The sequence below is a fragment of the Nocardia exalbida NBRC 100660 genome, assembly GCF_000308575.1.
Classification (GTDB): domain Bacteria; phylum Actinomycetota; class Actinomycetes; order Mycobacteriales; family Mycobacteriaceae; genus Nocardia; species Nocardia exalbida.
Genome location: NZ_BAFZ01000070.1, coordinates 1 through 13287 on the forward strand (window position 1 = coordinate 1; position 13287 = coordinate 13287).

At 69.3% G+C, this 13287-nt stretch carries 14 protein-coding genes; 3 read left to right on the plus strand and 11 right to left on the minus strand.

What is annotated here, in order from left to right:
* Nucleotides 1-225: 225 nt before the first annotated feature.
* From ON29_RS17035 to ON29_RS17090, 11 genes are all read right to left on the minus strand, one after another.
* Nucleotides 226-654, minus strand: coding sequence for a DUF4189 domain-containing protein (locus ON29_RS17035; protein WP_040867447.1), 429 nt, complete (start codon nt 652-654; stop codon nt 226-228).
* Nucleotides 655-964: 310 nt separating this feature from the next.
* Nucleotides 965-1357: a metal-sulfur cluster assembly factor gene (locus ON29_RS17040; protein ID WP_051175312.1), complete on the minus strand. Its 393-nt coding sequence runs from the start codon at nt 1355-1357 to the stop codon at nt 965-967.
* Nucleotides 1358-1384: 27 nt separating this feature from the next.
* Nucleotides 1385-1852, minus strand: coding sequence for a Fe-S cluster assembly sulfur transfer protein SufU (gene sufU, locus ON29_RS17045; RefSeq protein ID WP_040867448.1), 468 nt, complete (start codon nt 1850-1852; stop codon nt 1385-1387).
* Between the two features lie 3 nt (nt 1853-1855).
* Nucleotides 1856-3109: a cysteine desulfurase gene (locus tag ON29_RS17050; protein WP_040867449.1), complete on the minus strand. Its 1254-nt coding sequence runs from the start codon at nt 3107-3109 to the stop codon at nt 1856-1858.
* A gap of 1 nt (nt 3110) precedes the next feature.
* Nucleotides 3111-3887 carry a Fe-S cluster assembly ATPase SufC gene (gene sufC, locus ON29_RS17055; RefSeq protein ID WP_040867450.1) on the minus strand — a complete coding sequence of 259 codons (777 nt, stop codon included), beginning with the start codon at nt 3885-3887 and terminating at the stop codon, nt 3111-3113.
* Between the two features lie 40 nt (nt 3888-3927).
* Nucleotides 3928-5106 carry a Fe-S cluster assembly protein SufD gene (sufD, locus tag ON29_RS17060; protein WP_040867451.1) on the minus strand — a complete coding sequence of 393 codons (1179 nt, stop codon included), beginning with the start codon at nt 5104-5106 and terminating at the stop codon, nt 3928-3930.
* Entirely contained in the window at nt 5106-6542 is a 1437-nt protein-coding gene (sufB, locus tag ON29_RS17065; protein WP_040867452.1) for a Fe-S cluster assembly protein SufB, read from the minus strand. The genes sufD and sufB overlap by 1 nt, the downstream gene beginning before the upstream one ends.
* Nucleotides 6539-7348, minus strand: a complete 810-nt coding sequence (locus ON29_RS17070; protein WP_157172814.1) for a helix-turn-helix transcriptional regulator — start codon at nt 7346-7348, stop codon at nt 6539-6541. Before ON29_RS17070 ends, sufB begins: the two co-directional genes overlap by 4 nt.
* A gap of 304 nt (nt 7349-7652) precedes the next feature.
* Nucleotides 7653-8672 carry a zinc-dependent alcohol dehydrogenase gene (locus ON29_RS17080; RefSeq protein ID WP_040867454.1) on the minus strand — a complete coding sequence of 340 codons (1020 nt, stop codon included), beginning with the start codon at nt 8670-8672 and terminating at the stop codon, nt 7653-7655.
* 31 nt (nt 8673-8703) lie between these two features.
* Nucleotides 8704-9396, minus strand: coding sequence for a TetR/AcrR family transcriptional regulator (locus ON29_RS17085; RefSeq protein ID WP_083863655.1), 693 nt, complete (start codon nt 9394-9396; stop codon nt 8704-8706).
* A 185-nt stretch (nt 9397-9581) separates the two neighbouring features.
* Nucleotides 9582-10442 carry an NmrA family NAD(P)-binding protein gene (locus tag ON29_RS17090; RefSeq protein ID WP_040867460.1) on the minus strand — a complete coding sequence of 287 codons (861 nt, stop codon included), beginning with the start codon at nt 10440-10442 and terminating at the stop codon, nt 9582-9584.
* 68 nt (nt 10443-10510) lie between these two features.
* Between ON29_RS17090 and ON29_RS17095 the strand changes: the two genes are divergently transcribed.
* The 3 genes from ON29_RS17095 to ON29_RS17105 form a co-directional block, all read left to right on the plus strand.
* Nucleotides 10511-11245 (plus strand): TetR/AcrR family transcriptional regulator, encoded by a 735-nt coding sequence (locus ON29_RS17095; RefSeq protein WP_040867455.1) that lies wholly within the window; start codon nt 10511-10513, stop codon nt 11243-11245.
* Between the two features lie 20 nt (nt 11246-11265).
* Complete coding sequence (gene mptB, locus ON29_RS17100) at nt 11266-12975, plus strand: polyprenol phosphomannose-dependent alpha 1,6 mannosyltransferase MptB (protein ID WP_373283885.1); 1710 nt, start codon at nt 11266-11268, stop codon at nt 12973-12975.
* A 73-nt stretch (nt 12976-13048) separates the two neighbouring features.
* On the plus strand, nt 13049-13287 hold a 239-nt coding region (locus ON29_RS17105; protein ID WP_040867457.1), incomplete at its 3' end, for an ATP-binding cassette domain-containing protein.

A 13287-nucleotide genomic window follows, 5' to 3' on the forward strand; every position in this document is an offset into this window, starting at 1 on the left:
CCCAGGCAGGCCGATGGCACGGTTCGTCCGGCACTGCGCCCCCCGGCCTGACCGCTGCGCGGCCGAGCCGACACGCAGCCGTATGCCCGGCGACGCGAGGCCTTCGGCGGCCTCGGCCGCTCAGCGCTTCGACTCGCAGGTCACGCTTGTCACGACGCTGATCCTCGCGAATGGGCGGCCAGGCTTTCGGCCGTCGCCCGGGCCGAAGAAGTCTGCGCCGGTGAGCTATCCGGCCGTCGACGTACAAGCGGTCAATCGGACGCTCGCGGGCCGAGGAATCGCGCTGCCGAGACTCGGGAAGGGCGGGGCGCTGGGACCGAGGACCTCGATGGCCCGGCGTTCGGCTTCGGCGCGGGTGGGGCCCCAGGCCCATCCGTGCTTCCCGTCGGCACCGCGCACGACCGACCCGCAGGCGTTCCAGAACTGCACGACGGTCTGGCAGTCGGTCACACCGCATTGGGAGCGTGCCGCGGTGTCGGCGGCGGCTGCGCTCGCGTAGTCCACGGCCGAAACGACGGCACCGGTACTGGGCGAAAGCGCCAGCGCTCCATAGTAGGTCGCCGCGCGCGCTTCACCCGCCGGTGCGCCGACGACGGCGCAGGTGGCGGCCGATACCGCCGCGAGCCCGAGGGCAGCCTTGTGCGGCAGCGACATGTGATGATCCTCCCCGTCTCGGACGACTCAGCGCTCAGATCATCGTCGGGCACACGCGGTTTGTCGAAGCGCGGACTTCCCACCCTGGGCGGGTGTGCGGCACCGACGCCCGGCGCATCGGACGGCTCCCCCTCCCGGCGTCCGCCTCCACCGCGAACGGAGTGCCGGTCGATTCGACCAGGTGCGCCAACGGCCGACGATGGACCGAAACGCATCGGCGGCGACAGCCGACGCCCGCGCGGCGGATACGACTCAGCGGCCAAAGCACCCTGTCGGGGCGCTGCTCGGCGGCTGTTACCAGTCCTGGCGATTACACCGTGAACCCGAGGGCGCGCAGCTGCTCGCGGCCGTCCTCGGTGATCTTGTCCGGACCCCACGGCGGCATCCAGACCCAGTTGATCTTCAGGTCTTCCACCAGGCCGCTGCGCACCAGCGCGTTGCGGGACTGGTCTTCGATGACGTCGGTCAGCGGGCAGGCCGCCGAGGTCAGCGTCATGTCGAGGACCGCGATGTTGTCCTCCTCGACGCGCAACCCGTAGACCAGGCCGAGATCGACGACGTTGATGCCCAGTTCCGGGTCGACGACGTCGCGCATCGCCTCTTCGATGTCCTCGAGCAACTTGATGTCCTCCGCGGACAGCTCGGACAGTTCGGCGGCAGGCGCGGCCTGCTCGGTCGTGTCGGTAACCGGTGTGTCAGTCATGACGCTTCCCTGTTTCGCATCGGACGGTCAGTTCTCTTCCGCGGCGCCCGCGAGCTGCTCGGGGCCGATCCTGAGGACGGCGTCCTTGAACGCCATCCACCCGAGCAGCGCGCACTTCACCCGCGCGGGGTACTTCGAGACTCCCGCCAAGGCGATGCCGTCGCCGATCACGTCCTCGTCGCCCTCGATGGTGCCGCGGCTGGAGATCATCTCACTGTAGGAGTCGACCACCTTCAGCGCCTGTTGCACCGGCAGCCCGATGACCTGATCGGTGAGGATCGAGGTGGCGGCCTGGCTGATCGAGCAGCCCTGGCCGTCGTAGGAGACGTCGGTGATGTCACCGTCGTCGCCGAGCTGCACGCGCAGCGTCACCTCGTCGCCGCAGGTCGGGTTCACGTGGTGTACCTCGGCCCCGAACGGCTCGCGCAGCCCCCGGTGGTGCGGGTGCTTGTAGTGGTCCAGGATCACTTCCTGGTACATCTGCTCCATGCGCATGTCTTATGCAACTCCGAAGAAGCTCTGGGCCTTCCGCACGGCGGCGACCAGCGCGTCCACCTCGGCGACGGTGTTGTAGACCGCGAACGAGGCGCGCGCGGTGGCGGCGACGCCGAAACGCCGGTGCAATGGCCACGCGCAATGATGGCCCACCCGGATGGCGACGCCCTCGTCGTCCAGGATCTGCCCGACATCGTGCGCGTGGATGCCGTCTACCACGAACGCCACGGCGCCGCCGCGATCGACGTTCTCGGTGGGTCCGATGACGCGCACGCCGTCGATCCCGGCCAGCCCTTCCAGCGCCGCGCCGACGAGCGTGTGCTCGTGCGCCGCGACGGCGTCCATGCCGATGCGTTCGAGATATCGCACGGCCGCGCCCAATCCGACCACCTGCGAGGTCATCGGCACCCCGGCCTCGAAGCGCTGCGGCGGCGGAGCGTAGGTGCTGTGGTCCATGAAGACCGTCTCGATCATGGACCCGCCGGTGATGAACGGCGGCATCTCCTCGAGCAGCGCGCGGCGGCCGAAGAGCACGCCGACGCCGGAGGGGCCGAGCATCTTGTGCCCGGAGAACGCGGCGAAATCCACGCCCAGCGTGCGGAAGTCCACCGGCATGTGCGGCACGGACTGGCAGGCGTCGAGCACGACCAGCGCGCCCACCGCCTTCGCGCGGCGCACCAGCTCCTCGACCGGGGCCACCGCACCGGTGACGTTGGACTGGTGGGTGAACGCGACCACCTTGGTGGCGGGCGACAGTTCCAGCGAGTCCAGGTCGATCCGGCCGTCCTCGGTCACGCCGTACCACTTCAGCGTGGCGCCGGTGCGGCGGGCCAGTTCCTGCCAGGGCACCAGATTCGCGTGGTGTTCCAGCTCGGTGATGACGATCTCGTCGCCGGGGCCCACGTGGTGCGGGAACCGGTCGTCGGCGAGCGCGTAGGTCACCAGGTTCAGCGACTCGGTGGCGTTCTTGGTGAAGACGATCTCGCCCGCGTCCACGCCGACGAACCGCGCGATGTCGGCCCGCGCGCCCTCGTAGGCGTCGGTCGCCTCCTCGGCCAGCTGGTGCGCCCCGCGGTGCACCGCGGAGTTGCTGGTGATCAGGAATTCGCGTTCGGCTTCGAGCACCTCGATCGGCCGCTGCGCGGTCGCGCCGGAGTCCAGGTACACCAACGGTTTCCCGTCCCGGACCGTGCGGTTCAGGATCGGGAAGTCGGCCCGGATGCGGGCGACGTCGAGGGTGCGGACCGTAGCGGTCATGTCAGGCTCCAGCGGTTGCAGTCTGAGTGAAACGAACGTAGCCGTTGGCGTCGAGTTCCTCGGCGAGTTCGGCCCCGCCCTCGGCGACGATGCGGCCGCCGACGAACACGTGCACGAACTCCGGCTGGATGTAGCGCAGGATGCGGGTGTAGTGCGTGATCAGCAGGAGACCGCCGTTCTCGCGCTCCTTGTAGCGGTTGACGCCCTCGGAGACGATGCGCAGCGCGTCGACGTCCAGGCCCGAGTCGGTCTCGTCCAGGATGGCGATCTTCGGCTTGAGCAGGCCCAGCTGCAGGATCTCGTGGCGCTTCTTCTCACCGCCGGAGAAGCCCTCGTTCACGCTGCGGTCGGCGAAGGCGGCGTCGATCTCCAGTTCGCTCATCGACTCCTTCACCTCCTTGACCCAGTGCCGCAGCTTCGGCGCCTCGCCGCGCACGGCGGTGGCGGCGGTGCGCAGGAAGTTCGACATCGAGACACCGGGAACCTCGACCGGGTACTGCATGGCGAGGAACAGGCCCGCACGCGCGCGCTCGTCCACCGACATCGCCAGCACGTCCTCGCCGTCGAGGGTGATCGAGCCGGAGGTCACGGTGTACTTCGGGTGACCGGCGATCGCGTAGGACAGCGTGGACTTGCCGGAGCCGTTCGGGCCCATGATGGCGTGCGTCTCACCGGACTTCACGGTGAGGTTCACGCCCTTGAGGATCTTGATGGGCTCGCCGGACTCGTCGGGGTTGGCGACCTCGACGTGCAGGTCCTTGATTTCCAGGGTGGTCATCGAATTCGAATTCCTTTGCCGAATATGGGGTCGTCGTTGATCAGGCGCCGATGGCGGCGAGTTCGGCCTCGATGGCCGCCTCCAGCCGGTCTCGGATTTCGGGCACCGCGATCTTCTGGATGATCTCGTGGAAGAACCCGCGCACCACCAGGCGGCGGGCGGCGTCCTCCGGGATGCCGCGGGCGCGCAGGTAGAACAGCTGCTCGTCGTCGAACCTGCCGGTCGCGGACGCGTGTCCGGCGCCGACTATCTCGCCGGTCTCGATCTCCAGGTTCGGCACCGAGTCCGCGCGGGCGCCGTCGGTGAGCACCAGGTTGCGGTTCACCTCGAAGGTGTCGGTGCCCTCGGCGGCCGCGCGGATGAGCACGTCGCCCACCCACACGGTGCGGGCGTCGCCCTTCGGGGAGTTCGGATCGCCTTGCAGCGCACCCTTGTACAGCACGTTCGACTTGCAGTTCGGCACCGCGTGGTCGATCAGCAGGCGCTGCTCGAAATGCTGGCCCGCGTCGGCGAAGTAGAGGCCGAGCAGTTCGGCGTCGCCACCGGGGCCGTCGTAGCGGACGTTGCCGGTCAGGCGCACCAGGTCGCCGCCGAGGGTGACCGAGATGTGCCGCAGGGTGGCGTCGCGGCCGATCTCGGCGTGGTGCGCGGTGGCGTGCACCGCGTCGTCGGCCCAATCCTGCACGGCCACGACGGTCAGCTTGGCCGAATCGCCGAGCACGAATTCCACGTTCTCCGCGTAGGTTCCGCTGCCGCGCTGGTCGATGACCACCGTGACCTTGGCGAAGGCGTTCAGCCGGATCTGCAAGTGGCCGTAAGCGGTCTTGCCCTCGCCGGGTCCGGTGATGGTGATGACCACCGGCTCGGCGACCTCGATCTCCTCGCCTACCGACACGACAGTGGCCTGCTCGAAGCTCGAGTATGCCTGCGCGGCAACGCGGTCCGAGGGCACACCGGCCTCGCCGAGCCTGCTGTCGGTCCGGTCGACCGTCTCCACGGTCACGCCCTCGGCCTCCGCGACCTCGACGGTCGCGTGGCCGTCGCGAACGGCGGTGCCGTCCTGCAATCCGCGCAAGCGGCGCAGCGGCGTGAACCGCCACGCCTCGTCCTTGGCGGAAGGCACCTCGAAGGCGTTGACGTCGAACGAGGTGAAGACTTCGCCCTTGTTGACCGCGGGGGTGCGAGCTTCGGCGGCTTCGGCAATGTTCTCCACGGCCATCAGCCGACGGCTCCTTCCATTTGCAGTTCGATCAGGCGGTTCAGTTCGAGCGCGTACTCCATCGGCAGTTCCTTGGCGATCGGCTCGACGAAGCCGCGCACCACCATCGCCATCGCCTCGTCCTCGGTGAGGCCGCGGCTCATCAGGTAGAACAGCTGGTCCTCGGAGACCTTCGAGACGGTCGCCTCGTGCCCCATGGTCACGTCGTCCTCACGGATGTCGACGTAGGGGTAGGTGTCCGAGCGGCTGATCGTGTCGACCAGCAGCGCGTCGCACTTCACCGTCGACTTCGAGCCGTGCGCGCCCTTGTTCACCTGGACCAGGCCACGGTAGGAGGCCCGGCCGCCGCCGCGCGCCACCGACTTCGACACGATGGTCGAGGAGGTGTGCGGCGCGAGATGAAGCATCTTCGCGCCGGTGTCCTGGTGCTGGCCCTCGCCGGCGAACGCCACCGAGAGCACCTCGCCCTTGGCGTACTCGCCGGTCATCCAGACCGCTGGGTACTTCATGGTGACCTTGGAACCGATGTTGCCGTCGATCCACTCCATGGTCGCGCCCGCCTCGGCCTTGGCCCGCTTGGTGACCAGGTTGTAGACGTTGTTCGACCAGTTCTGGATGGTGGTGTAGCGGCAGCGGCCGCCCTTCTTCACGATGATCTCCACCACCGCGGAGTGCAGCGAGTCGGACTTGTAGATCGGCGCGGTGCAACCCTCGACGTAGTGCACGTAGGCGCCCTCGTCGACGATGATCAGGGTCCGCTCGAACTGGCCCATGTTCTCGGTGTTGATCCGGAAGTAGGCCTGCAGCGGGATGTCGACGTGCACGCCCGGCGGAACGTAGATGAACGAGCCACCCGACCAGACAGAGGTGTTCAGCGCGGAGAACTTGTTGTCGCCCGCGGGGATCACCGTGCCGAAGTACTGCTGGAAGATCTCCGGGTGCTCCTTCAGCGCAGTATCGGTGTCGAGGAAGATGACGCCCTGCTGCTCCAGGTCCTCCCGGATCTGGTGGTAGACGACCTCGGACTCGTACTGCGCGGCGACACCGGAGACCAGCCGCTGCTTCTCCGCCTCGGGGATGCCCAGCTTGTCGTAGGTGTTCTTGATGTCCTCGGGCAGTTCGTCCCAGGTCGCGGCCTGCTTCTCGGTCGAACGCACGAAGTACTTGATGTTGTCGAAGTCGATTCCGTCGAGGTTGGAGCCCCACAGCGGCATCGGCTTGCGATCGAAGATGCGCAGCGCCTTGAGCCGCTGCGCGAGCATCCATTCCGGCTCGTTCTTCTTCGCCGAGATGTCGCGGACAACCGCCTCGGACAGACCTCGTTGCGCGCTGGCGCCGGCCACATCCGAATCGGCCCAGCCGTAACCGTATTTGCCCAGCGAGGCGATGGCCTCTTCCTGGGTGAGCGGTTGCACCTGGTCGGTGGTCGTCGTCATTCGGCACTCCTTCCGGAGTCGTTCGTTCGTACCGCTGCGGGCTGTGCAGCGGTTGGTGCGGAAGTTCCGGTCCGGTCGGCGGGCAAGACCAGCAGCGGCACGTGCGTGGTGCACGCGCAGTCGCCGTTGGCGATCGTGGCCAGCCGCTGCACGTGCGTGCCGAGCAACTCCCGGAACGCCTCGAGCTCCGCCGCGCACAGCTGAGGGAACTCCTCGGCGACGTGTGCCACGGGGCAGTGGTGCTGGCAGATCTGCACGCCCGCGCCCACCTTGCGGGTGGTGGCGGCGAACCCGGCGTCGGTGAACGCCTCGGCGATCTCCTCGGCCTTGGCCTCGGTTTGTTCGGTGGTGTGCTCACCGACCGGTTCGATCCCGGCCACGATAGTGCGTACTCGTTTGCGGGCGAACTCGGTGATGGCCTGTTCGCCGCCGATCTCCCCGAGCTGCCGGATCGCGGCCCCCGCCAAATCGTCGTAGGCGTGGCCGAGGTCGCCTCGTCCGGCCGCGGTGAGCTGGTACTGCTTGGCCGGGCGGCCCCGGCCCTTCTGCTGCCAGGGCGCCGATCGACTCGCTCGCGCTCGGCCGGAATCGATCAAGGCGTCCAGATGCCTACGCACGCCCGCCGGGGCGAGGCCGAGCCTGTTCCCGATGGCGGTGGCGGTGATCGGTCCCTCCTCCAGCAGCAGCTGGACGATGGCCGCTCGGGTATGCCCTTCGCCGCCGACCGCCGCGGGCGCAGCAACCGACCCGGCACCGGTCCGGCGACCAGTCCCTTCGTCGTTCCTCCGCAAACCCACGGTTTTCACAACACAAGTGTGGCGGAATTCGTTCCGGAAATCTAATAAGGGTGCCCTGAGTCAGCGGCGCGATCGACCTGCGGCGATTCCGGTCCGGCGGTGGGTCACGCCCCGATCATCCGGACAGGTGTCCACCGGCGCGGCGCCGGGCCCGAAGCCTTCTTTCCCGCCTGACCTGCGCAGAGAAAACGCTGATCGAACCGGTCGGCGCGAGTTCGCGCGAACTCGGAACCGCCGCGACCGCCTCCGCGGCGTGATCGTCGCCACCGGGCACCGGGTCGCGCCGGTCCGCAGTGCGATTCGTCACAGACGTTCAGCGCACGGCCACCAGTTTCATCGGCGTCTCCAGCAGCGCCTCCATCGAGTCCTCCCACGGGACCGTCGCGGTGGTGACCAGCGACGGATCGAAGCGACCGGCCGCCACGAGATCGAGGACCTCGGGAATGACCGGGCGCACGTGCGCGCGGCCGGTGTGCAAGGTGCAGCAGCGGGTGTACATGCCGAAGAGCGGCAGCGCGACGTCCTGCGCCTGGACGCTGACGCTCGTGCACCAGCCGTCGTACGCCGTCGCGTCGATCGCCCCGCGCAACGCTTTCGCCCCGCCCGCCGCCTCCACGACGATCGGGAACCGCCCCACCCGCGCGTCCCGGGGCCCTTCGATCGCCTCCGCGCCGAGCGACTTCGCGATGTCCAGCCGCCGACCGGAGTCGTCGAGGTAGACCACCCGGGCGGAGCCGAGGGCGACGGCGAGCCCGGCGGCGTACAGACCGATCGACGGCGCGGCGGGGCCGCCGATGACCAGCACTTCGGCGGCGGGATCGTCGGCCAGCTGCGGGCCGACCGAGCGATAGGCGTCCGGGATGTTGTCGCTGGCGCTGGCCACCGCGGCCGGGTCGACGCCGGAGGGCAGCCGCACCAGCATGGCGTCCGCGTGCGGCACCAGCGCCAGGTCGGCCCACAGCCCGCCCCAGTCCAGCCCGCCCATGGCGCCGAGGCCGAACGACGACAGCCGCGGATGGCTCACGCAGTTCCCGGTCCGCCCGCGTGCGCACGCCCGGCACGCGCCGCAGGAGATCTGGAACGGCACCACCACCAGGTCGCCGACGGCGACGCCGCGTACCTCCGGCCCGATCTCGACGACTTCCGCCACTCCCTCGTGCCCGAACGGGTACGGACCGGGCAGCGGGAAGGCTCCGCGCAGAATGGCCGGGTCGATGTCACAGGTGGCCAGCGCGACGGGCCGCACCAGCGCCTGGCCGGGTCCGCTCAGCACGGGTTCGGGATGTTCTTCCCAGCGCATCGCACCAGGACCGGTCAGCATCAGACGCTTCATCGTCCGAGTCTCGCTAGAACGTTCTTTCTAGTCAAGAGATCCCTCCCGTATCGCCTTGCTCGGCAAGAGTTTCCGGAAACTTTCCTGGACGCCCGACCACACCGGGCTTGGTGGGGGCCGCCGCTCCACGCGGCGCGGGCGCGGGGCCGGCGATCCCCGCCGCCGCGAATGTCGACCGGATCAGCCGCTCCATCGACTTCGCCACTGTGCGCAGCGGGGCGTCCGTCTGCCGGATCCGGGCCAGGATCGTGGCGCCCTCATAGGCGGCGACCACCGTCGTGGCCAGCTCCGCCGCCTCCTCGCCGCCGAGCCCCAGTTCGGCGAGCAGTCCGGCGAAGGCCTGCTCCATCGCCTCGAAGGCGTGCACACAGGCCGAGCGCACCGCCTCGACGTCACTGCCACCGTCCAGCGCGGGCGTCCCGACCGGGCATCCGTCGGTCCACTCCGAGTCCGCGAGCTTGCCGACCATGAATTCGAACAGCGTGGCCAAGGTGGCGAACACATCGGTGGGCGCCTGCCGGATCATCCGGCCGGTCAGCACGCCGGTCCCGGTGATCGCCGCGACCGCGATCTCCTCCTTGCCCCCCGGAAAGTGGTGGTAGATCGAGCCATACGGCAGTTCGGCCGCCTCACTCAACGCCTTCAGACCGAACCCGTGATACCCGTGCCGCGCCAGCAGCCCGGACGCGGCCACCTCGATCCGCCGCCTGGACTCCGAAACCATCTGTCGATTGTGCCGCCTGGGCGGGGCCGGTCCGGGCAGAACGAACGGAGTCCATTCACAGGACGGAACCGCCGTGCGAACGAGGCCGGGGAAGCCGGAACTCCCGGGGTGTCGCACATTCGGCAGGTGCCTACAGCGCCCTGATCCCAAGGAGTGCAATCGATCGTGTGCGGTCCAGGCGACGCTCAGCGAGTGGTGGCCGCCGACAGAATCGAGCTGACCGGTATGACGGGGCGCTGGAGAAGGTTTTCGAGGTGGCCGGTGGTCGTGGCGAACTCTCCGCGGCGGGCGGCCCGGAACATGCCGAGGAGCATGGCGGCCCGCTCCTCGGGGACTCCGTGAGCGACCAGGGAAGCGGCCCATTCGGCGTCCTCGGCGACGACGCGGCGGATCGTCCGTCCGCTCAGTTCGGTGAGAATGGCGGCGATGTCGGCGAGGTCGAGGGCCTCCGCTGCGGTCAGGGGCGGGGTCGGCCCGTCGAACCGGCCCTCGTCGGCGAGGATGATCGCCGCCGCTTCGGCGAGGTCGGCATGGGCGGTCCAAGAGACGGGGCCGTCGGCCGGTGCGATCAGTTCACCGGTGTCCAGCGCCGAGCCGAGCAAGAGCGGGACCGTGCCGGCGTAGAACCCGTTGCGCAGTGCGGTGAACGATGTGCCCGTCGCCGCCAGGTAGCGCTCGGTCGCGGCGTGATCCGGCATGGGCTCGAACACCGAATCATCGGCGGCGGCCTGATGGCTGGTGTAAAGGATGCGTCCGGCCCCGGCCGCGCGTGCGGCGTCGATCGCCGCGACGTGCGCGGCGACGGCCGCCTCCCCGGTCAGGTTCGCCGAGACGATCAGCACTCGAGTTGCGCCTTCGAATGCCTCGGCCAGGGATGACGGGTCGGTGAAGTCGCCGCGCCGCACCCGCACACCGCGGGCGGCCAACTCGCCTGCCCGGTCGATATCGCGGACGCTGACGCCGACGCGAGCGGCCGGTACCCGCTCCAGCAGCCGATCGACGATTTGCGAGCCGAGCAGTCCCGTGCCTCCGGTGACGATGATCATCCGCACTCCTTAACATTGATAATATCATTGTTAGCAACGTCGATATTAGCACCGATTAAGATGGCCGCATGGCAGAGTCGAGGTCGAGCAGCGCGAGCAGGCACGAGACCAGGGAGCGCATCGTCGAGGTGGCTGGGCGGCTGTTACGCGAACAGGGCCCGCACGCTGTCACCACCCGCGCGGTCGCGCATGCGGCGGGCATGCAGGCACCGACCATCTACCGGTTCTTCGACGACAAGGACGCGTTGCTCGATGCCGTCGCCGAGCACGTCTTCGCGACCTACGTGGCGGGCAAGGCCCGCGACGACGACGACGAGCAGGGCGACCCGGTGGCCGATCTTCGCGCCGGATGGGACATGCACATCGACTTCGCACTGACCAATCCGGCGGTCTTCTCGATGCTCACCGACCCACACCGCGGGACTGCCTCACCCGCCGCGGCCGCCGGGCTGCAGGTGCTGCGCGCCCGGGTGCATCGCGTCGCGGCGGCCGGCCGGCTCCGGGTAGGTGAACGCCGCGCCGTCGAACTCGTCCACGCCGCCGGGACCGGGGCCGCCCTGGCCCTGTTGTCCGTCCCGCCAAAGGACCGCGACCTCGGGCTTGCCGAGGCGATGTACGAGGCGGTGACCCACGCGATCCTGACCGACGTTCCGCCACTTTCCGCGCGCGACGCCACCGCGGCCGCACTACGAGCCGCCGCACCGGAACTGCCGATGCTCACCGACGCCGAACGCGCCCTGCTGTCGGAATGGCTGGGACGAACCGACGAGAACCCCACCGGCAACACTCCCCGTCCTCGCTGACATCGGCCCGACAGACCGGGATGCGCGCACCAACTAGGCTGCGTTGCGTGGCGGTACTGGACGGCGCGCGGCGCAGGACACTGGCGGTCGGGCGCCGGGCACTCGGACTCGACGTGCCCGCGGCCGATCACACCATCGCGGTGCTGCACAGCGACGAGTCGGAGGTGCCCGGTCTCGATCGCAAGGAGCTGGCGCAGCTCGACCGGATCCGCCTGATGGGCGCGACGGGCACGGTGCTGATGGCGATCAGCGCGCTCGGCATCGGCGCGCAGCCGGTGCACCAGAACCCTACCTCCGGCGTCCGCGTGCTCGGCATCTTCGCCCGCGCCCATACCGGCTCGCTGGCCATGTGCATGACCGGCACCGTCGTGGTCGTGCTGGCCTGGCTACTGCTGGGCCGATTCGCGATCGGCGGCATCGGCGGCTCCCCGATCCACCGGCTGACCCGCTCGCAGCTGGACCGCACGCTGTTGCTGTGGCTGATCCCGCTCAGCGTCGCTCCCCCGCTGTTCAGCAACGACGTCTACTCCTATCTGGCACAGAGCGAGATCGCCGCGCGCGGCATCGACCCGTATCAGGAAGGCCCGGTCGCGGGACTCGGGATCGACAACGTCCTCACCAACAACGTGCCGACCATCTGGCGCGACACCCCCGCGCCCTACGGTCCGCTGTTCCTCTGGATCGGCCGTGGCATCGCCGAACTCACCGGTGACAACATCATCGCGGGCGTGTGGGTGCACCGGATCCTCGCGCTCGGCGGCGTCGCGCTGATCGTCTGGGCGCTGCCCCGGCTCTCGGTGCGCTGCGGCGTCGCGCCGGTGAGCGCGCTGTGGCTCGGCGCGGCCAACCCGCTGGTGCTGTTCCATCTGGTCGGCGGCGTGCACAACGACGCGCTGATGCTCGGCCTGATGCTGGCGGGCCTGGAGTTCTGCCTGCGCGCCATCGAGGACACCCACCCGTTCGACGGCCGGGCCTACGCGTGGCTGATCAGCGGGGCGATCATCATCACGCTGTCGTCATCGATCAAGTTCACCTCGATCATCGTGCTCGGGTTCGTCGGGATGGCGCTGGCGCGGCGCTGGGGCGCCTCGCTGCGCACGGTCGCCATCGCCGCGGCCATGCTCGGCGCGATCGCCATCGGCACAACGCTTTTCATCAGTTCGGTCAGCGGGCTCGGATTCGGCTGGATCTACACGCTGAACACCGCGAGCGTGGTGCGCAGCTGGATGTCGCTGCCGACCGTGCTCGGCATCATCACCGGGTTCGGCGGTGTGCTGCTGGGACTCGGCGATCACACCACCGCGCTGCTGAGCATCACCCGCCCGATCGCGGCGGTGGTCGCGGGCTTCTTCACCGTCCGGATGCTGGTCGCCACCGGCACCGGGCGGCTGCACCCGGTCGGCGCGCTGGGCGTGGCGCTCGGTGCGATCGTGCTGCTGTTCCCGGTGGTGCAACCCTGGTACCTGCTGTGGGCGATCGTGCCGATGGCGGCTTGGGCGACCCGCCCGGTGTTCCGGGTTCCGGCGGTGGCGTTCTCGGCGATCGTGAGCGTCATCCTGATGCCGCGCGGCGCCGATCTGGAGGTGTTCCAGATCGTGGGCGCCGCGATCGCCACCGTGACCGTCGGGGTGCTGTTCATCGTGATCACGCGCAACTCGCTGCCCTGGCGTGGGCAGACGGGGGTGTCGGCTCCGTCACAGGTGCCCACCTCCTACGGTGTGACATCGTGACCGAGCGTGGCGAGGGAGCCATCTACACAGCATCACAGGGTGCGCCGGAACCGAGCGCCCGCGAGGCTGAGTCGTGACCACGACTTCCGGACCGGCCGTCATCGTCGACGCCGTCGTCAAGCGGTACGGCGAGACCACCGCCGTGGACGGCCTGACGTTCGAGGTCGAACCGGCACGGGTGCTCGCGCTGCTCGGCCCGAACGGCGCGGGCAAGACCACGACGGTGGAGATGTGCGAGGGATTCGCCACGCCGGACGCGGGGACGGTGCGCGTGCTCGGCCTCGACCCCGTCGCCGATTCCGAACGGCTGCG

Coding starts and splice junctions, on each gene's coding strand:
- ON29_RS17035 (WP_040867447.1), bottom strand. CDS start 654: ATGTCGCTGCCGCACAAGGCTGCCCTCGGGCTCGCGGCGGTATCGGCC.
- ON29_RS17040 (WP_051175312.1), bottom strand. CDS start 1,357: ATGACTGACACACCGGTTACCGACACGACCGAGCAGGCCGCGCCTGCC.
- sufU (WP_040867448.1), bottom strand. CDS start 1,852: ATGCGCATGGAGCAGATGTACCAGGAAGTGATCCTGGACCACTACAAG.
- ON29_RS17050 (WP_040867449.1), bottom strand. CDS start 3,109: ATGACCGCTACGGTCCGCACCCTCGACGTCGCCCGCATCCGGGCCGAC.
- sufC (WP_040867450.1), bottom strand. CDS start 3,887: ATGACCACCCTGGAAATCAAGGACCTGCACGTCGAGGTCGCCAACCCC.
- sufD (WP_040867451.1), bottom strand. CDS start 5,106: ATGGCCGTGGAGAACATTGCCGAAGCCGCCGAAGCTCGCACCCCCGCG.
- sufB (WP_040867452.1), bottom strand. CDS start 6,542: ATGACGACGACCACCGACCAGGTGCAACCGCTCACCCAGGAAGAGGCC.
- ON29_RS17080 (WP_040867454.1), bottom strand. CDS start 8,672: ATGAAGCGTCTGATGCTGACCGGTCCTGGTGCGATGCGCTGGGAAGAA.
- ON29_RS17085 (WP_083863655.1), bottom strand. CDS start 9,396: ATGGTTTCGGAGTCCAGGCGGCGGATCGAGGTGGCCGCGTCCGGGCTG.
- ON29_RS17090 (WP_040867460.1), bottom strand. CDS start 10,442: ATGATCATCGTCACCGGAGGCACGGGACTGCTCGGCTCGCAAATCGTC.
- ON29_RS17095 (WP_040867455.1), top strand. CDS start 10,511: ATGGCAGAGTCGAGGTCGAGCAGCGCGAGCAGGCACGAGACCAGGGAG.
- mptB (WP_373283885.1), top strand. CDS start 11,266: ATGCGCGCACCAACTAGGCTGCGTTGCGTGGCGGTACTGGACGGCGCG.